Here is a 19704-nt window from a genome sequence, read left to right as displayed (position 1 = left end):
AGTATATTTTTGACAATTGAAATGTTTTAATCTCGCAAAGTCGCTAAGATGCAAAGTTTTATTTCCTGTTCTATTAAAGTTTTTTTTATCTCAAAGTTTGTCATTTCGACGAAAGGAGAAATCACACTAGTAACTCGACAAAGATTGGCAAAATACTACGGGGAATTTCTTGTGTGATTTCTCCTTTCGTCGAAATGACAAAAAGGCTTAAACTTTGCGACTTAGCGACTTTGCGAGATTAAAAAATCCACTTTGTGTATATCCTTCGACTTCGCTCAGGAAGACAACACGAATTTCCTATTCACAACTCATAACCCGTAACCCGTAACCCGTAACTCATAACTCATAACTCATAACTCAAAAACAACATTAAAATAACATTAGAATCCCCTGCTCAATTCTAATAATCTTCTAATTGCTTTATTTAGATTAAATTTAAATTATGATATAAGTTTGCAGCACTTTTATTTGCAGACTCAATATGAGAACAATTTTACTTCTATTTTTATTTACCATTTCGGCTTGGTCACAGACCGGAAAAATTACTGGAAAAGTCTATTTTACTAATAATGAAACTGCTTTTGGCGCGTCGGTTCAAATTGCAGGAACGAAAAAGTTTGTTGTAGTCGACAATGACGGTCAGTTTGAAATAAAAGGTTTGGCTTACGGAAGCTACAACTTAGAAATTTCTTCTATGGAGGCTAAACCGAAAATAATAAATATCTCAGTTAATCGTCCGTTGCACCAGATCAATATTGCATTAGAAAAAATAACAGATCCGAAAGCGCTTAAAGAAGTAAAAATTGAGAAAAAGACCTTCAAAAAAGACATTATAGAAAAAGGATTTGCGGTCAACGTGATTGAAACGCAAGAAGCGGCTAAAAGAAACTTGCAAACCAACGATTTATTGGATCGTTCGGGCGGTGTTAGAATCAGACAAAATGGTGGTTTAGGTTCTGCTGTTACTTACAATATCAACGGAATGTCTGGAAATGCCATCAGAATTTTTATTGACGGAGTTCCCATTCAGACTTATGGGGCCTCTTTTAGTTTAAATAGTATTCCACCTGCTTTGATCGAAAGAATTGAGGTTTTCAAAGGAGTGGTTCCTGCTTATTTAGCCGATGATTCACTTGGAGGTGCCATTAATGTGGTTTTGAAAAAAGGTGCCAAAAATAGTTTAAATGCTTCTGTTTCTTACGGTTCTTTTAATACCGTTCAATCTAATGTTAATGCTTCATATAGAGATAAAAACGGATTCACAGTAAAGGCAAATGCTTTTCAAAATTACTCTGACAATGATTATGAAGTTTGGGGAAAATGGGTTTACAACATAGCGCCAAACGGACGTTACGAATACATTCGCGCCAAGCGATTTGAAAGCATGTATCGATCTTTTGGAGGAAGATTAGAAGCTGGTTTTACCAATGTAGATTGGGTAGACAATCTTCTTATTAGTTACAATGGTTCTCAAGATTACAATCAGATTCAGCATGGACAATATATGACAAAACCTTATAAAGGACGTTTTAGCGAATCTGCAGCAAATGTTTTTAGTTTGAATTATAGCAAAAAAGACTTTCTAATTAAAAACCTTGATTTTTCTCTTATTACTGTTTATAGTCATAGAAACGATGTCATAAACGATACCGTAAAATGGAATTACAATTGGAATGGCGAAAAAGCACTTGGTCTTTACGGCCAACCCATTCTAACCAATACTGGAGCACAACAGGGCGCGCCTACTATCAACCATATGAAATCGAATATTTTTAATACTCGAGCGGGTCTAAGCTATTCGATTACCGAAAATCATAAAGTACTGGTTAATGTAATGACCTATATTCTTGATCGAAATGATTTTGATGAAATGCAACCCGAAATTACACGAAATTTTGTCATTACTAGAGATTTAGCCAAGACCGTTTCTTCTTTTGCTTATGAAATGACGGCGTTTCAATCTCGAATGAGAGCCAATCTTTTCGTAAAAAACTACAATCTCAAAAATGAACAGCGAGATCCGCAAGTTGTAACCGAAAATGGTCAGAATGTCGTAAAAGAAGTTGTTACTTCTAAAAGAACAAATTACACGGGTTATGGAATTGCCGCTTCTTATTCTATTCTTCCAAAAGTAATGGTGATGGCTTCTGCTGAAAAAGCAATCAGACTTCCTTCAGAAAATGAAATATTTGGTAATCCTGGAGAAAACATCATCAGTAATTCGGGTCTAAAACCTGAACAGAGCAATAATTTTAATGCTGGCTTGCGATTTGGTCCTTACGAAATGAATAATCATAAGCTTACCGTTTCAGGAAATGCTTTTTGGAGAAATACCGAAGATAAAATTGTCCGTCAGATTAGTGACCGTGTAAATGAAGCCATTCAAGCTTCTCCGTTTGTCAATTTAGGAAAAGCACAGTCTGTTGGTTTTGAAGCTTCTTTTCAATATTCTTACCACAATCGCTTTTTTGCTGGGATGAATCTTTCCAAATTCAATTCGCTGTTTAAAGACAAATACGATAAAAACGGGAATGTTCTTCCAAATTACAACAAACAGCTTCCTAATGAGCCTTTCTTTAATCTAAATGCGAATCTTCAGTACAACTTTAGAAATATAATTCAGAGCAAATCAGAGCTTAATCTGTATTACTACTGCGGTTATGTAGCTCCGTTTTATACTTCTTGGCTTGAAACCGATAGAACTACAGCGCAGTTTCCTCAAGATTTAGGTTTGAGCTATGTTTTTCCGAACAAGCAATTCACAGTAAGTTTTGATGCGAGAAATGTATTTGATGAACAGGTTTATGACAATTTTGCGGCCCAAAAACCAGGAAGAGCTTTTTATTTAAAACTCAGCTATACCTTAAATAAATTTTAATCACTCAATTAATAACTAATTTTTAAATGCAATAAAGATGAAAAAAAACACATTTAAATTATTTACATCTAGCTTACTAGTTAGTGCATTTGCATTAACCACGGCTTGCAGTAGCGACGATAATAAAAATTCAGAACCTGTTAATCCGGTTACAGAAGGACGTTGGATTACGGTTGCAGGAGCAGTAATGCAAACAGATCCAGGTGACGGAAACGGTGGTACAAAAGTTTACGCAATCAGCAAAGAAAACGCAATTGATCCTAACTTTTCTGTAAACGTTTACGATAACGGTTCTCCTGTACAATCTAGCAGAACAGCTCGTCTTCAATCTTCTGTAGACGGAAACACGCTTTTCAATATCACTTACACAGGTGCTAATGGAGGTGAATTTATGACGTATAAAGTAAACGGAGGAAACAATTTTGCAGTATCTGATGCTAAAGTGAATATTTCTCAATATGCTGGTACATCTCCAAGATGGGTAAAACTTTTTGATGGTGACAAAACCGGTGTTGCAGTTAACGTGGCTACTCCAATTGTTAATGTAAACGAAGACAAGTCATATAAAAACACAAGAGGAAAAGCTACTGTCTTGTCTTTAGACATGAAACAGACTTTAATTTCTGCTTACAAACAATACGATATTCCATTGACTGCTGAAGAAGAAGCACTAGGACACCATATTTTCCGTTTAGATGCTCCAACATTGAACAAAGCAGGAAACAAATTAATTATTGGAACATGGATGCGTAAAACAAATCTATCTGATCCATCAAAAAACGAAACTACATTTGAACGTTTAGGATCTAAATCGGTTGTGGTTGATTATCCTTCTTTAGAAAATCCTGTGGTAATTACTTCAAAAGTTGGATTTGGAGATACTAGCGGTTACAGAAGTTTCAACAGCTTTGTGGCTACTGACGGAAACATTTACCAAGCTACGCAAAGAGATACACAAAAAGGTTCTTATATCTTAAAAATCAATCAAAACAATCAATACGACGATAATTATGTATTTAGCTTAGATACCGCTTTAGGAGTAAAAGGAAGCTATATTGATGCTTGGAGATATGTTGGAAACGGAATCGCTTATGCAGTATATACTTTTGATGGCACAAATCAAGGTTATGTAGCGAGATTAGATTTGAATGCAAGAACTGCTCAAAAAGTAGAAGGCATTGACTACGACGCTGATTTAGATTTTGGACAATACCAAGGTTTTGTTGTGGATGGAAACAGTTTCTATATCGCAGTAACGCCAGTTGGAAAAGATGGTAACATTTATGTAATTGATATTCCTTCAGGAAAAGTTACTAAAGGTGCTAAATTGATCAACAAACCAGGGAACCACTACATTGGGGTATTCTAAAAATATACGACTGTGAAAACAGTTTGTGGAAAATTCATCACTTGAGTTTTTTTTTAATCGAACATTCCGCTTCTATTTATAGTAAGCGGAATGTTTTTTTATGATTATAATTTTGAAGCAAATTCTTTAGCAAAATCTTCTAATTTGATTTTACCTGTTGCATTTCCATCATTGTTTAAGAAATCTGCAGCAATGGTTTCGTTTCGTAATCCAGTTCCCATTTCGGTGTATAAACCTGCCATTTCTTCTGGAACTCCAGCTTGTGTCATTCCGCCAAAATATTGCTCGTCTGTAAATTCGATCCAAGGAAGTTCTGGTTTATCGATTGCAGATCCAAAAGCTTTTACGATTTCTGAAGGCGTTTTTACATCACTAATAATGTAACGGATATTTTTACCTTCTTGAGTTTTCTGCAATTCTTCTGCCGCAGCCGCTGCAATATCCTCTGGATGCACTAACGGAATACTGTTTGACGCTGGAAAATTGGCTCCCATTATCCCCGCTCCTTTTATCATCGGAATATCGTTAAAGAAATTAAAGTAGAAATATCCCGCTCTTAAAAACGTGATAGAAACGTCTAATTTCTCGTAAATCTTCTCAATATTATATAAACCTGCTATTGGTCCGTTCCCTGTTGGCAAATCGGCTCCAATGCTGCTTAGCATCACTACTCTTTTAATTTTGGTTTCTTGAATTGCTTTCGCGAAAGCAGCACCAGCATCTGTAGTATTTTTAATGATATTAACGCCACCCATATTTGGAGGTGTCATGGCAAAAAGAGCATCTGCACCAGTGAAAGTTTTAGAAAGAAAATCAACATCGCTAACCGATCCGATTGCGGCTTTTGCTCCTAAATTTTCGATGGCGTCTTTACGATCTGCATTACTGCTAATAACCGTTACATCATGCCCTGATTTTACCAATTGCGCCGTTAAAGGCTTTCCTATGTTTCCTAATGAACCTGAAATTATAATTTTCATCTTAAAATGTTTTTTTATTTAACAGGACAAAGGTATCTTTGTACTTACTTTTATACAAGTACTTACCCTAAAGTATGTATCATGACAGCAATTAAAGAATCGTCTACTATTCAGGAAAACAAGCAGTATGCATTAGAAAAATGTCCTGTAACTTTTGTTATGGAGAAAATTGGAGGCTACTGGAAACCCATTATTTTATATCATTTATCAACTGGAGATAAACGTTACAGCGAATTGAAAAGAGCTATTCCAGCTGTAACAGAAAAAATGCTCATTCAGCATTTAAAACAATTAGAAGCTGACGGATTGGTTATTCGTGAAGCAAAACCTGTTGTACCGCCATTTGTAACTTATAAATTAAGCAGTGCAGGAACTGGTTTGCTCCCTGTAATTGATGCCATGGCTTCATGGGCTTTTAAAATGAAAGACGGCGTCTATAATATGTAATAGACACCGTCTTTGCTAAAAAACAAAAACTAATTAACTTAACTTGTTTTGTGAAATTGAACAGGCATTAATTTCACTAGTCGACTTAATTTATTCCATAAATAAAATCTAATTTAATCTGCTTTAATCTTTTAAATCTGCGTGAAATAATTCTTGCGCGTAGATTTTTTTCACGCAGATTTAAAAGATTAAAGCAGATTTAGACAGATCAAATCTAATCAGTTGACGAAATAATTAATTTCGTTCAACGATTTAATTCTGTTTTATAAAAACTAAAGTTTCTTCATAATTGGCAATTTGTATAAGAGCATTGTAAATATATTTTGAAACCAATGCGCCTCCCTCTGAATTAATCAGTTCAATATCGTCTTCTGGTGTGTGGTATTGTGGATGCCCACCGGTATGAAAACCAACTGCTGAAATGGATTCTTTGTAGAAAGAAACATGATCTGAACCACCAACGTCGCCTGCATGTATAACAGGATTTAAGCCACTATTTTCTTGCAGTTTTTTCATTAATTCTACTCCGTTCGGAAAAGTTCCTGCTCCTCCCATATAAAGCTCTTTTTTATCATTCAATCTTCCAACCATATCCATATTGAGCATCACTTTTACAGCTTCTTTTGGAACGGGAAGATGATTGACGAAATATTTTGAACCCAATAATCCTTCTTCTTCTCCGCTAAACGAAATAAAAATAATGCTTCGTTTAGGTTTTACTTTTTGTTTTGAAATTTCTTCTAAAATGCACAACAAAGCCGATACTCCAGAGGCATTATCATCTGCCCCGTTATGAATGGCAAAGGCTTCTTTCTTTTTACTTCCAGAACCTTGTCCGCCCCAACCCCAATGGTCGTAATGGGCACCGATTACAATGTATTCGTTTTTCAAATTAGGATCTGAACCTTCAATGTAACCCACAACATTTTGCGTAGCCACACTATCCGATTTCATTTTATTGATTCCTTCTTTTACAAATACTTTGAAAGTCTGATAATATGAATTACCAAATTCTTTTAAATCATACTTTTTAAAATATTTTTTGATATATGCAGCTGCATCGTTATTTCCTTTAGTTCCCACAAAACGACCTTCCAATTTATCAGATGAAAGATATTTATCGTGTTTGTAAAAGGTTTCCGCCTTTTGTGCATTCACGAAAGTGTAGCAAAAGAAAAAAATTGCAATAAAGAGTTTTTTCATAATTAGTTGTCTATAGAATGGAACGCGGATGACACAGATTCGCCGTCTCATCCGTGTACTATCAACTCAAAGATTATAAATCAAAAGAAGTATGTTTAATATATTTTCGATCATAAGTATACAATACGTGTATTTTTTTGTCTGTGGTTTGAATTATGGCTGGATAGCTGAATTCTCCTTTTTCTTGTTTTTCGAGATCGAATAGTTTCGTCCATTTTAAACCGTCTTTAGAATATTCGACATCTAGAATATTTCTTCCGTTAAACCAGTCTTTTCCAATTGGAAGCGGATTATTTACCAATAAAAACGTGTTTTTGTCTACTGTTAAAGCATCAATACCAGAATTGGAATTGATGACATTTATAGTATTGGTTCTAATCCAACTTTTTCCGTTGTCTCCTGACCAGCTCGAAACTACTTTATTGTGTTTGCTACGAGACAGCATCTGAATATCACTTTTACTATGAATTAAAAATGTTGGCTGAATGATATCAAAGTTCTGATTGTTTTCTACGGCTATTTTTTTCCAAGAATCTGTTGCTTCAGTATACTCCTCAACATGCACGCGCCATTCGTCAGTGCCTACACTTTCTGTACTGCTTCCGCATAAAATTACGCCTGGAGTAGTTTCTATTGGTTTATTTCGAATTGGACCTAAAATTCCGTCCGGAAGATATTTTGGTTCTCCCCAGGTTGTTCCGTTATCTTTCGAAACAATCATAGCGCCAAACCATTCTCTCGGATTTTTTCCAATTTTATAAAACAAATACAAATTCTCGCTTTTGCTTTTAAACAAAACCGGATTCCAACATGGTAGTGTGTCTCCGTTTTTAATTAAGGGCTGAATCAGTTCTTTTGGTGCAGACCATTTTTTGTCTTTATAAGCCGAAATATAAATTCCGACATCTTTTGCACCTTCATATTTTCCACCAAACCAAGCGGCTAAAATCTCATTGGGTTTGTATTCGACCAAAGTTGAGGCATGGCTATTTGTGGTAACAGGCGGATCTGCAATATAATTGCTTTCAATATTTACTGCCTTCAGTTGTGCTTTCATTTCATTAGAAAAAAGAAATAAAGCCAATAGACCTACTACAGCATATTTTTTCTTTAAAATCATTTTATTTTGATGAAAATTAATATTATTTGTGCTTGTTTAAAATTATTAAACACATCGAAACATAGCTTTCCTAAACCTAAAAAAGCGTTTCACTAATTCAAATACGCATAATAAAAGTCTATGTAAAAGAAATCTTTTTCTCTTTACTTTCCTTTTTAGACACAGAACCTATGCTTCTATGTGTTCAAATTAAATTTGGTTCAATTTCAAACGAAGGGAATTGCTAATTATGAATTAAAGTTGGGGCAAAAATTCACTGGTTTATATATAAAACAAAAGGAGAGTTACCTCTCCTTCTGCTCAAGTAACAAATCGATTGGATTTTTTACTTTACCAAATTAATTATTTTGTGTCCCACCAAAGTCTTGTTCCACCAGAATCTGGACCTCCTAATTTAGAAACTCCTTCATCTACAGCAGCTTTGTTTGATGAGTACTCATTTGTAGTGTAAATAATTCTTTTCATCAAAGATTTACCAACTCCAGCATCTGGGTTATCAGTATTTAAAACTGGATAGATTACTTTAGCATCGCTTCTACGTAAATCTGCCCAAGCTTCCCAAGATTCTGGGAAAATTGCTAAGTATTTCTGAACTGCAATTTGAGTTCTTTGATCAGCAGTAGATGCAGACCAAGCCACTGGCAATTTAACTGGAATATCTTGTAAATCTAAAGTTGGATAAACTGTCAAAATGTTTGGTAATGTTGGCAATGTTGTTCCAGCAATATAAGCGTTAACGTCAGCTGCTTCTGTAACTCCCCATTGCGCAAGCGATAATCTAATACCTGTTTCATACAAAGTTTTAGCATCTGCTCCCATGTTCCATCCATTTAAAGCTCCTTCTGCTCTACTCAAGTAATTTTCAGAAGCCATGAAGATTTCAATGTTTTTAGTTTCGCTAAGTGTATTAGCAGCTCCATTTCCTAAAACATTATTGTTGAATTTAGAAAATTCTGTAGTTCCGAATTGATCTTCTAAACCTCCAACTGGATTTCCTCTATACACTCCTGAAGCAATTGGTGCAAACCATTTAGCTAAACGTGGATCGTTGTAACCTACTAAGATACTTTCCATAGAAGAAGTCATTACATAACCCCAGCTGTTTACAATCATGTTTAAATTGTTTGGAGTAATGTTACTTGCTTTAAAGAAAGCGCTTTGATCATTTGTTTGCATAACTCCAGCAGCTACTGCAGCTTCAGCTTGAGTTTTTGCATTTGCAGGTTCTTTATCCGAAATTCTTAGGGCCAAACGTAATCTCATACTGTTTCCGAAGATTCTCCATTTGTCAACATTTCCTGAATAAACTCTATCATTTGGGGCAAGAGAGGCAACCGAAGTTACAGAAGTTGAAGCTAATGTTGCATTTGCTTCATCTAATAGTTTAAAGAAATCTGCATAAATAAATTCTACGCTGTCGTAAGGAACTTTATCTTTTCCGTTTCCAGCTTCAGTATAAGGAATTGGTCCGTAAGCATCAACCATTTGGTTGTACATAAAAACTTTCCAGATTTTTAAGATTGCAGTAGCTTCTGCGTTTCCTTCAGATGCTTTAATAGCATTTGATAACGCTGGAGCCGCAACGGTGTAAAATCTTGTCCATCCTCTACCTTCGTATCCATTAACGAAAGCATTTCTTTCCGTTCCATATCCACAGTTTAAATAGTGAATAAAAGTTGAAGATAAAATACCTGTAGCAATACCCCAAGTACCTTGATCATCTACTCCTGGAGATGAATAAGAACCATTGTGTATACCTGCGTATAATGCAGAAGCAAATGCAGGACCAGCTAATGTAGCATCTAACTGATCTTCAGTTAATGAATTAGGATCTTTGTTTATTTCATCAAAATCGCCAGTGCAGCTTGATAAAATAGAAACTGCCATTAAAGCAACTCCTAATGTTTTTATTTTAAAACTATATTTCATGATGTCTCTTTTTTAATTAAAATCCAAATTTAACATTCACTCCATAATCTCTCGTTGATGGAATGTTGAAAGATTCTATACCTTGCAAGTTACCTGTACCTGCTCCTGCTTCTGGATCAAAGTACTTAGCTTTGTTTAAGAAGAAGAACAAGTTTCTACCTACTAATGAGAAATCGATGCTTGTAAATCCTGAGTTACCTAATAAACGTTTTGGCATTGAATAACCAAAAACAAGCTCTCTTAATCTGATGTTTGTAGCATCATAAACGAATGGCTCTGCAATTGGAGTTCTTTGACCGATTGCTGTCCAGTATTGTTCAGCATTGATGCTTGTTGTGTTTGGAGTATAAGTTCCGTTTCCGTTATCTACAACACCATCAACAACGATTCCGCCATTTCTTCCTGCCAAAGTAATATCACTTACCCCTAAACCAGCTTGTCTAGCTTGAGTGTATGAAATAACTTCACCACCGATTCTAAAGTCAACTAAGAAGCTTAAAGAGAAATCTTTGTATTTGAAGTTATTTTTGAAACCTGCAGTCCAATCTGGGTTAAAGTTACCAGCGCGAACATCAAAACCATTTGTTGCTAATGGAATACCAGCGCTGTTTACTAAAATTTCTCCAGCTTCATTTCTTTGGAAACCTTTGATGTATAAATCACCATATTCTCCACCTTTAACTACTTTACTTCTAACTAAACGTCCTTCACCGATTACTAATTCATCACGTCCTTCAAAGATAGATTTTACTTTTGACTTATAAGAAGCGTAGTTTGCTGTAATATCCCAAGAGAAGTTTTGTGTTTGAATTGGCGTTGCACTAAGCGTGAACTCAAAACCTTTATTTTCGATATCTCCACCGTTTACAATTGCTCTAGAATATCCAGAAGGTTCAGGAGTGTTGATGTAGAAAATTTGGTTGTTAGTTAATGTTTTAAAGTATGTGAAATCTAAACCTAAACGATTGTTAAAAAATCTAACATCAGCACCAAACTCATTAGAAGAAGAAATCTCCGGTTTCAAGTTTGGATTTGCTTTTGTGTTTTGTCCGTATAACATACCACCATTACCACCAATGTAAGAGAATCTCTGTTGTGTTTGATAAGGATCTGTATCGTTACCCACTTGTGCATAAGAAGCTCTTAATTTTGCAAAACTAATTACTTCTGGCAATGTAAACATATCAGAAAGAACAGCAGAAAGTCCGAAAGATGGGTAGAAATAATCTTCTGGTAAAGTAGAAGACCAGTCATTTCTAGCTGTTAAATCTAAGAATAAATAGTTTCTGAAACCAATTTGACCAAATCCGTAAACAGAGTTAATTCTTTTCTCTGAAGCTGTAGAAGTAGATTGAACTGTTTGCACGTTTGATAACGCGAAGAAGTTTCTTTTACTTAATACACCACCTGAATTTAAAGCTGAACTATTTTGTTGCAATGAACTCGCACCAGCATTAAGACCGATAGAGAAATCTCCGAATTTTTCATTGTAAGAAAGTAAAGCATCAATGTTTAATTCGCTTACTGTTTCATAAGATTCACTGTATGAACCCATGTTGCTATTGAAAGCTGCAGTTGCATATCTGTTTCTTACATTTTTGTTTGTCATTTGGTCTAAACCAGCTCTACCTTGTAAACTTAAAGTTTTTGTAAACTCATATTTAAGAGAAGCTAAACCAATAAATCTATTTCTTTTATCTGTACGAGCATCATCTCTTAAAGCAGACCAGAATGGGTTTCCTCCTGGAGCTCCAGTTTCGTCAAGGAAATAGTTTACTTGTCTTTGTCCTGCAGCATCGATATATTCGAAATCTTTGTAATCGTTGTAAGCGATACTACGAGGTAATAAATAAGCAGATGTTCCGATAGACTCTTCACCAGTTCTCAATAAGTTATCGATATCTTGAACGATGTAGTTTGTTTTTGCGTCTAAAGTTAATTTGTCTGTAATTTTACTAGTCAATCTTAAGTTAAGATTGTGTCTGTCCAATTGGTTTCCGCCAACAATACCTTCAGCACGTGTGTTAGTATAAGAGAAATATCCTTGCGCTTTTTCGTTACCAGCTGTAACAGTCAAAGTGTTTGCTAAGTTATATCCTGTTTTGTAGAAATCAATAACGTTGTTTTTCTGTGGAGAATAGCTTTGTGTAGCTGGTCCTGCATAATTTGGATTACGAACCAACTGCCAAGCAGATACCTGACGTCCGTCTAAAGGCGCACCCCAGCTTGAGCTTGAGTTAGAAACATAATTTCCATTTGTACCTTGTCCGTACTCGTTTTGTAAATTCATCAAGTTATAAGCAGAAGAAGCCATAAAGTTAGATGATAACGAAACTGAAGTTTTTCCAGATTTACCAGATTTAGTTGTAATTACGATTACACCATTTGATGCTCTAGATCCGTAAAGAGCTGCTGCAGATGGACCTTTCAAAACAGTCATCGAAGCAATATCTTCTGGGTTAATGTTAGAGATACCATCAGGTTGTGTAGTTCCTCCTGTATCAATATCAGGGTTTGTATTCGTTGTTCCGTTAGAAATTGGCACACCATCTACTACATAAAGAGGCTGATTGTTTCCATTAAGAGATCTGTTACCTCTTAAAGTAATTCTAGAAGAAGAACCCACACCATTTGAAGTTGTCGAGAAGTTAAGACCTGCAACTTTACCAGAAAGTGAGTTGGCAACGTTTAATGATCTAGCTTCAGAAAGTTCGTCTACAGAAACGTTTTGTGCAGAATACGTAATTGCTTTTTTCTCTCTTTTAATACCAAGAGCTGTAACGACTACCTCTCCTAATTGCTGCGTATCTGGACCTAATGATACGTTAATTGTAGTTTGTGATCCAACAGCAACTTCTTTTGTAGAAGATCCTACGTAAGTAAAAACTAAAACTGCTGATTGATTTGGAACGCTAATGCTGTATTTACCATCAAAATCTGATGAAGCACTTGTTTTAGTTCCTTTAACAATAATATTTGCTCCAGGAATTGGAATTCCGCTTTGAGCATCTGTTATCGTTCCTTTTACTGTTGTCTGCGCTTGTAGGCCTTGGAACCCAAAAAGGCATATGACAAACAGTAATTTTAGTACGCTTTTAATCATATTAGTTGTTTTTTTAGAGTTAATAACATGTTAAACTTAAGAATACATTCTGTTAACAAAATATAATTTCGACAAATGACAATTTTTCGCAGGTGTTGGTAAATCTTTGGTCATTTATTGAAAGAAAACGTTTTCATTTGTAATCCTACTCTGCCTTATAAAAAAGGCCAAAATCTATTAATCTAATAGATTTTGACCTTTTTTAGTTGTATTCATTTTTTTAACTAAAAATCGTTTAAAATTATTCGGTATTTAACACTTTTTAGTTCGAAACCTTGAATTTGTTTTTTAGAAGATCCGATGAGTTTCCGCCAACCATTACTTCGAAGTCTCCAGGCTCTACAACATACTTCATTTCCCTGTTATAAAGGCCTAGCTCGTCCTTAGTAAGTGTAAAATCAACAGTTGTAGTTTCTCCTTTCTTAATATTTAATCGTTTGAAACCTCTTAAAGTTTTCTCTGGTGTCGTTACAGAACTATATACATCATTTACATACAACTGAACCACTTCGTCTCCATCTCTGTCTCCAATGTTTTTAACATCAACAGAAACTTTTATTTCTCCATTTGGTTTAATTTCAGAAGTATTCAGCTTTAAATTAGAATATTCAAACTTCGTGTAACTTAATCCGTAACCAAACGAATATAAAGGATGTTCGCTTTCTGCTACATATTTATGTATTGCAGATGGTTTTTGATTATAATATATAGGTAACTGTCCTACCGATTTCGGAACTGTGATTGGTAATCTTCCACCCGGATTATAATCTCCAAATAAAACATCGGCAACCGCTCTTCCTCCTAACTCACCTGGAAACCATCCTTCCAAAACTGCTGGAATATTTTCAGCAATCCAATTTGTAGAAAGCGGGCGGCCATTTAATAACACACAAACCACAGGAGTTCCTGTTTTTTGAATTTCTTCAATCAATTGCTGTTGGATTCCAAATAAGTCTAAAGAAGCAACGTCTCTGTTTTCTTCTACCAATTCGTTAGATTCTCCTAAAACTACAATCGCAACATCTGCTTTTTTAGCTGCTTCAATTGCTGGCTGTAAGTTTACTTTTTCTAAATTCCAACGGAAATGAGCTCTGGCACCCCAGCCTCCTTCCCACATTTCAATGCGGACTTTGTATTTTTTACCTTTTTCGATATTTTTTGGAACTGTAACCATGCTTGTCGCACCTTTTGTCCAGTTGTCGATTACCAATTGGTCATCGATATACATTCTGATTCCGTCATCAGAACTTAAACCTAACCAACCATCCAATGCCTGATCCGATTTTAAGAATCCTGTCCATCTGATAGAAAAATCATCTACATTCACACCATCACCAGGTGCCCAAGGCCAGTCAAACTCTAATTGGCTATCAATACGAGTTAAAGCTGGTGTTCCTTCCAGATTTCTGTTATTGAAATATTCTCCTTTTAATCCGTTTTGAGATTCGTCGGGAGTAAATAAATATTTAGACGGAATAATTTGTCCTTTTACGATCAATGGAACTCCTTCTTCATAAACTACATTAGCCGTTTTTCCAACCAATTCTTTAACTCCTTCGTAAACCGTCATACCTACGCTATTTTTAGGAGCATAACCACCCAATCTTGAAGCATTTGCATTTGGCCCGATAACCGCAATGTTTTTAAGATTTTTGCTTAGAGGCAAAATATTGTTTTCATTTTTCAATAAAACCATCGATTTCTGAGCTGCTTCTAAAGCAACTTTCTGATTTTCTGGAGTATGAAAACGCTCTTTAATTAGATTTTTTTCTGTGTACGGATTTTCAAATAATCCTAACAAGAATTTCAAACGCAAAACGCCTCCCGCTGCACGGTCGATATTTTCGGTTGTCAGTTTCTTTTCATTTACCAATTCAATAATGGTGTTTTGCCAAAATTCATTGCTAAAATCATAAAACTGCATATCAACTCCAGAAGAAACCGCTTCTCTAATAGCATCTTTTGGAGAATCAGCCACTTTATGAGTCGTTTGAATGTATTTAATAGCTCCTAAATCTGAAACCACAATTCCTTTGAATCCCCATTCTTTTCTTAAAACATCTGTCAACAACCAATGATTTGCAGCACATGGAATTCCGTCCAATTCAGAATACGCACACATTGTTCCTAAAGCACCACCTTTTGTAAAAGCTTTTTGGAAAGATGGCAAATGATCTTCTCTTGCTGAACGCTCTCCAACTAAAATTGGCGAAGAATTTCCTCCCGCTTGCGGAATACCGTGAACGGCAAAGTGTTTAGGTTCTGCAATAATAGAACGATCCGATTTTAAATCGTCTCCTTGCAATCCTTTAATGAAAGCCAAACCAATTTCGCTGTTCAAGAAAGCATCTTCACCAAAAGTTTCAGCAACACGTCCCCATCTTGGTTCGCGCCCTAAATCTAAATTTGGTCCAAAACCAAAATGAACTCCATGCGCTCTAGCTTCCATACCAATTACTTTACCCACCTTGTCCATTACAGCAACATCCCAAGTTGCTCCAAGTCCAATGTTCATTGGGAAAGCGGTACTTCCTTCGTCTAAATATCCATGAAGCATTTCACACATAATCAAAGCTGGAATTCCCCAACGGTTTCCTTTGATTACATTGGTTTGAAGATCGTTGATCATTTTCGCTGAACGCGGATAAAGATCATGAATCGCTCCAATTCCTAATTTCCCGATTTTTTCTGCCGATTTAGCTTTAGCAAAATCTTCTTTATCTTTAAAAAAATCTCCTCTATACATATCCATCTGACGCACTTTTTCTTCAAGTGTCATACGGCTTAGCAAATCTTGTACTCTCTCTTCTACTGGTAATTTGGCATCCTGATACGGATACTTTTTCTGGGCGTTGGTCTGGTTAAAAAAACCAACAGCCATTACAAAAATAATGGCCGTTTTCCTCATTCTTAATTGTAACATAGTTGTGTGTGTTTAGTTTTGAATCACTTTAAGCTTTGTTCCATTCACAAAATCATCGTGCGAAATAAAAAAGCTGTTATGTGTTTTTCCGTTTAGCTCAATCGAATTGATTTTCCCACCATTATTTTCTTGTCTTTCAATTACGATGCTTTCTTTTTTATAATAGTTTGGATCTAATTTAATCGTCACTCTATGAAACATTGGCGTTGTAATGGTGTAAATTGGATCTCCCGGCGATATTGGGTAAATTCCCATCATCGAATACACTAACCAAGCCGACATGGTTCCTGTATCATCATTTCCTGGTAATCCTTTTGGTTCATTTTTGAAATATTCGCGAACCAATTTCTTTACCATTTCCTGAGATTTATATTCTTCCCCCTTCACATAATTGAATAAATACGGATTGGCGATGTCTGGTTCGTTTGCCATATCAAATTGTTTGATATCAAAGATTTTCTGCAATTGCGCCGAAAACGCTATATCGCCGCCCATTAGCTTTTTCAATCCAACAATGTCATGAGGAACCATAAAAGCATATTGCCAAGCATTTCCTTCGATAAAACCAACATTTTCTTCAAAATTAGCTCCAGAAGCAGGATCAAAAGGTTCGTACCATTTCCCGTCAGCCGTTCTTGGACGAAGCAGATTTAAATTTTTATCAAATAATTTTCTGTAGGATAATGAACGTTCTTTAAAACGTTTTACATTGTCTTTGTCCCCGAATTCGTTGGCCATAAGCGAAATAGAATAATCTGAAATATTGTATTCCTGAGTTGTAGAAACTGGGCCTTTATTGTCAGTTGTTAAATATCCTTTTTTGATATAATCTTTCAATCCAGGACGAAGCGGATTATTTTCAATATTATCTGCGCCTTTCAACATCGCATAATAGGCTTTATTAACATCATAATCACGAACTCCTCTCATATAAGTATCTGTAATTACAATACTTGCAGGGTCTCCAACCATGGTAAAAGTTTCAGTCGAATTCAGTTCCCATTTGGGTAACCAGCCGTTTTCATCAAACATAGTCAACATACTTTTTACCATATCAGATTGCTGTTTTGGATAAACCAAAGACATCAATGGATGTACATTTCGGTACGTATCCCATAAAGAAAATACGGTATAACGGGTGTCATCGGTTTTAGCAATTTTACTTCTTTTGATTACGGGATATTGTCCGTTAATATCATTTAAAATATTGGGATGAATTAAAGTGTGATACAAAGCTGTGTAGAAAATCGTATTGTCTTCTTTTGAACCACCTTCAACCAAAATTTTAGACAATTCTTCGTTCCATTCGTTGTAGGTTTCTTTGTAAATTGCATCAAAAGATCTGTTACCAACTTCTTTTGCTAAGTTTTCACGGGCATTTTCGATACTTACGTACGAAATTCCAATCTTCACTTCAACCGTTTCTTGTTTGTCGAATTTATACGTAAAATAACTTCCAATACTATCACCTACTACGGTTTTAATGGTATTTTCCATTATTCTCGCTTTTCCGTTGTAACCCATCCATTGCGCTTCAACGCCGTTGTATTTTGCAGGTTTTTTCCAAATTCCAAATTTATCGGCTGGTTTAGAAAATTGAGCTACAAAATAAACCGGATAAGCATCTTCTGGACTATTGTAACAAAATGAACCAACAGATCTCATTCCTTCAATTTCTGTAGAAGAAACCACTTTTATCATTGCGCCTTCTTCGTTTGTTAATCCTAAACCAAGATTTAATAAAATATTAGATTGCCCTTTCGGGAAAGTGAATCTGCTCACGCCCACTCGTTTTGAAGTGGTAAATTCGCCTTTTACTTTGTATTTGTCGATGTTTACGCTGTAATACGCTGCTTTGGCAACTTCATTAGAATAGGTTGAACCGTATTTTAAATGATCGATTTCTACATTTCCAGTTGTTGGCATCAATAAAATAACACCCAAATCTGGACAGCCAACTCCGCTTAAATTCACTTGACTAAATCCTGTCAAAAAAGTATTTTCATTCACATACGGATTAGAAAGCCACTGACTGTCTTTTTCCATAGGCGTATTTTTTACTCCAGCCACATTAAACGGACTGATACTTGCCATTCCGCGTGGTGCAATTGGTCCCGGAAAAGCCGCACCATAATTGGAAGTTCCAATAAACGGATTGACAAAATCGGCAGGTCCCTGCGCAAAAATAGTAATGCTAAAAAACAGCATGTATAAAATACATGCTGTTTCAAATTTATTTTTAATATTTAAAACCATAGGCTTCGTTCTTATCTGTTAATCGCTTCAATTTTTAAAGTCCAAGCTTCTTTTGCAGGAAGATTGTTTCTTAAACTTTCTGGAATAATTACTTTAAATCCGTTTCCTTCTTTGGTCCATTTTAAAGAAGTTTTAGAACCTAACATTGTAATCTTAGTTCCCTTTTTAGGACTGATAGCTTTTACAGTAACTGCAGCAGGAATTTTATCTTCTCCTTCTTTAGCTAAATAAAATGCAAATACATTACCTGCTTTATTTTGTGTAAAACAAATGTTTTCTTCTTTGTAAGGCTCGATTGGTTTTGTATTGTAAATCGCTGTGCTGTTTACTTTCATCCAATCTCCGTAAGCTTGCAATAAATCGTAAGCCCCCTTATCCCATTCTCCTTCTGGACTTGGAGCAATGTTTAATAATAAGTTTCCGCCTTTAGCTACAATATCAATCAACATATGAATACCTTGTCTCCCAGTCATATATTCAGCACCTGGAGAATAAGACCATCCACCGCCTGCAGGAATACAAGATTCCCAAGGATAAGGCAACGTTTTAGCAGGAACACGTCCTTCTGGAGTTAAATAGTTTTGGTTTTTACCATGAACCGCTCTATCAACCACAATTAAACCTGGTTGTTTCTGACGCGCTTTTACAACCAATTCATCCATTTTTGGATCTTGATCTACCACTCTGTGTTTAATGAAACCGTTTTTAGATTCGTTTTCAGTAAATTTCTCCTCGTAGTTTTCTTTGATGTTTACTTGGTCTCTTTTTCTAACCCATCCTCCATCTAACCATAAAATATCAACTTTACCGTAGTTAGAAAGAATTTCTAAGATTTGGTTATGAGTGAAATCAACATATTTCTGCCATTTTTCTGGGTATAAAGACGGATCGTAATTTACGTTTCTGTCGAATGGAGGAAAATAAGGATCCCAGTAATTTTCGTTGTGCCAGTCTGGTTTAGAGAAATAAGCTCCTGTTGAAATACCTTCTCCTCTAAACGAGTTGAAAATCTCTTTTAACACATCTGCTTTAGGGTTGGTATGAAAAGGAACATCTTTACTAGTAATCTTGTAATCAGAATATTTAGTATCATACATGTTGAATCCGTCATGGTGTTTTGTAGTGAAAACCATGTATTTCATTCCAGCATATTTAGCCGCTTTAGCCCATTTTTCAGGATCAAATTTTACAGGATTAAACGTTTTTCTTAAACCTTCGTAATCTTTAATATAATCATTATAATTAGACGGATTGCTTCCTTTTTTACGTTCACACCATCCGTAATCTTCAGGGCAGATAGACCAAGATTCTACAATTCCCCATTGGCTGTAAGTTCCCCAGTGCATTAGCAAACCAAATTTTTTGCCTTGCCACTCGTCTAAGTTTTTCAAAACCAACGGATCTGTTTCTGGTACGTATCTTTCATCTTCGTAAATCGCCTGAGCGAATATCTGAGCTGAAAATAAAAGGGCGATAATGAATATTCCTTTTTTCAT

11 protein-coding genes are annotated in these 19704 nt (G+C 35.5%); 3 read left to right on the top strand and 8 right to left on the bottom strand.

Annotation, left to right across the window (positions count from 1 at the left end):
- Positions 1–481 precede the first annotated feature (481 nt).
- Positions 482–2878: a TonB-dependent receptor gene (locus SOM12_RS13845; protein ID WP_320493850.1), complete on the top strand. Its 2397-nt coding sequence runs from the start codon at positions 482–484 to the stop codon at positions 2876–2878.
- 37 nt (positions 2879–2915) lie between these two features.
- A complete protein-coding gene (locus SOM12_RS13840) occupies positions 2916–4247 on the top strand; it encodes a hypothetical protein (protein WP_320493849.1) in 1332 nt (443 codons plus the stop codon).
- Between the two features lie 104 nt (positions 4248–4351).
- On the opposite strand, the gene SOM12_RS13835 is transcribed toward SOM12_RS13840, so the two are convergent.
- Complete coding sequence (locus SOM12_RS13835; RefSeq protein ID WP_320493848.1) at positions 4352–5227, bottom strand: NAD(P)H-binding protein; 876 nt, start codon at positions 5225–5227, stop codon at positions 4352–4354.
- Positions 5228–5308: 81 nt separating this feature from the next.
- Here SOM12_RS13835 and SOM12_RS13830 point away from each other — a divergent pair, with 81 nt between their 5' ends.
- Complete coding sequence (locus SOM12_RS13830; protein WP_095930384.1) at positions 5309–5674, top strand: winged helix-turn-helix transcriptional regulator; 366 nt, start codon at positions 5309–5311, stop codon at positions 5672–5674.
- A 252-nt stretch (positions 5675–5926) separates the two neighbouring features.
- Here SOM12_RS13830 and SOM12_RS13825 read toward each other — a convergent pair whose 3' ends face one another.
- The 7 genes from SOM12_RS13825 to SOM12_RS13795 form a co-directional block, all read right to left on the bottom strand.
- Positions 5927–6877 carry a M20/M25/M40 family metallo-hydrolase gene (locus tag SOM12_RS13825; protein WP_320493847.1) on the bottom strand — a complete coding sequence of 317 codons (951 nt, stop codon included), beginning with the start codon at positions 6875–6877 and terminating at the stop codon, positions 5927–5929.
- Between the two features lie 73 nt (positions 6878–6950).
- A complete protein-coding gene (locus tag SOM12_RS13820) occupies positions 6951–7997 on the bottom strand; it encodes a sialidase family protein (RefSeq protein WP_320493846.1) in 1047 nt (348 codons plus the stop codon).
- A gap of 342 nt (positions 7998–8339) precedes the next feature.
- Positions 8340–9926 (bottom strand): SusD/RagB family nutrient-binding outer membrane lipoprotein, encoded by a 1587-nt coding sequence (locus SOM12_RS13815; RefSeq protein ID WP_320493845.1) that lies wholly within the window; start codon positions 9924–9926, stop codon positions 8340–8342.
- 16 nt (positions 9927–9942) lie between these two features.
- Complete coding sequence (locus SOM12_RS13810; protein ID WP_320493844.1) at positions 9943–13029, bottom strand: SusC/RagA family TonB-linked outer membrane protein; 3087 nt, start codon at positions 13027–13029, stop codon at positions 9943–9945.
- A gap of 262 nt (positions 13030–13291) precedes the next feature.
- Entirely contained in the window at positions 13292–15952 is a 2661-nt protein-coding gene (locus SOM12_RS13805; protein ID WP_320493843.1) for a glycoside hydrolase family 3 protein, read from the bottom strand.
- A 12-nt stretch (positions 15953–15964) separates the two neighbouring features.
- Positions 15965–18208, bottom strand: a complete 2244-nt coding sequence (locus SOM12_RS13800) for a GH92 family glycosyl hydrolase (RefSeq protein ID WP_320493842.1) — start codon at positions 18206–18208, stop codon at positions 15965–15967.
- Positions 18209–18219: 11 nt separating this feature from the next.
- A complete protein-coding gene (locus SOM12_RS13795) occupies positions 18220–19704 on the bottom strand; it encodes an alpha-L-fucosidase (RefSeq protein ID WP_095930377.1) in 1485 nt (494 codons plus the stop codon).

The sequence above is a fragment of the Flavobacterium sp. CFBP9031 genome (assembly GCF_034044945.1).
In the GTDB taxonomy this organism is placed as follows: domain Bacteria; phylum Bacteroidota; class Bacteroidia; order Flavobacteriales; family Flavobacteriaceae; genus Flavobacterium.
The sequence above is the reverse complement of the archived record's forward strand: the minus strand, read 5'-3'. Positions and strand labels throughout refer to the sequence as shown.

What these genes read in the sequence shown, in the direction of transcription:
- SOM12_RS13845 (WP_320493850.1), top strand. Translation starts at nt 482, where the DNA reads ATGAGAACAATTTTACTTCTATTTTTATTTACCATTTCGGCTTGGTCA.
- SOM12_RS13840 (WP_320493849.1), top strand. Translation starts at nt 2,916, where the DNA reads ATGAAAAAAAACACATTTAAATTATTTACATCTAGCTTACTAGTTAGT.
- SOM12_RS13835 (WP_320493848.1), bottom strand. Translation starts at nt 5,227, where the DNA reads ATGAAAATTATAATTTCAGGTTCATTAGGAAACATAGGAAAGCCTTTA.
- SOM12_RS13830 (WP_095930384.1), top strand. Translation starts at nt 5,309, where the DNA reads ATGACAGCAATTAAAGAATCGTCTACTATTCAGGAAAACAAGCAGTAT.
- SOM12_RS13825 (WP_320493847.1), bottom strand. Translation starts at nt 6,877, where the DNA reads ATGAAAAAACTCTTTATTGCAATTTTTTTCTTTTGCTACACTTTCGTG.
- SOM12_RS13820 (WP_320493846.1), bottom strand. Translation starts at nt 7,997, where the DNA reads ATGATTTTAAAGAAAAAATATGCTGTAGTAGGTCTATTGGCTTTATTT.
- SOM12_RS13815 (WP_320493845.1), bottom strand. Translation starts at nt 9,926, where the DNA reads ATGAAATATAGTTTTAAAATAAAAACATTAGGAGTTGCTTTAATGGCA.
- SOM12_RS13810 (WP_320493844.1), bottom strand. Translation starts at nt 13,029, where the DNA reads ATGATTAAAAGCGTACTAAAATTACTGTTTGTCATATGCCTTTTTGGG.
- SOM12_RS13805 (WP_320493843.1), bottom strand. Translation starts at nt 15,952, where the DNA reads ATGTTACAATTAAGAATGAGGAAAACGGCCATTATTTTTGTAATGGCT.
- SOM12_RS13800 (WP_320493842.1), bottom strand. Translation starts at nt 18,208, where the DNA reads ATGGTTTTAAATATTAAAAATAAATTTGAAACAGCATGTATTTTATAC.
- SOM12_RS13795 (WP_095930377.1), bottom strand. Translation starts at nt 19,704, where the DNA reads ATGAAAAAAGGAATATTCATTATCGCCCTTTTATTTTCAGCTCAGATA.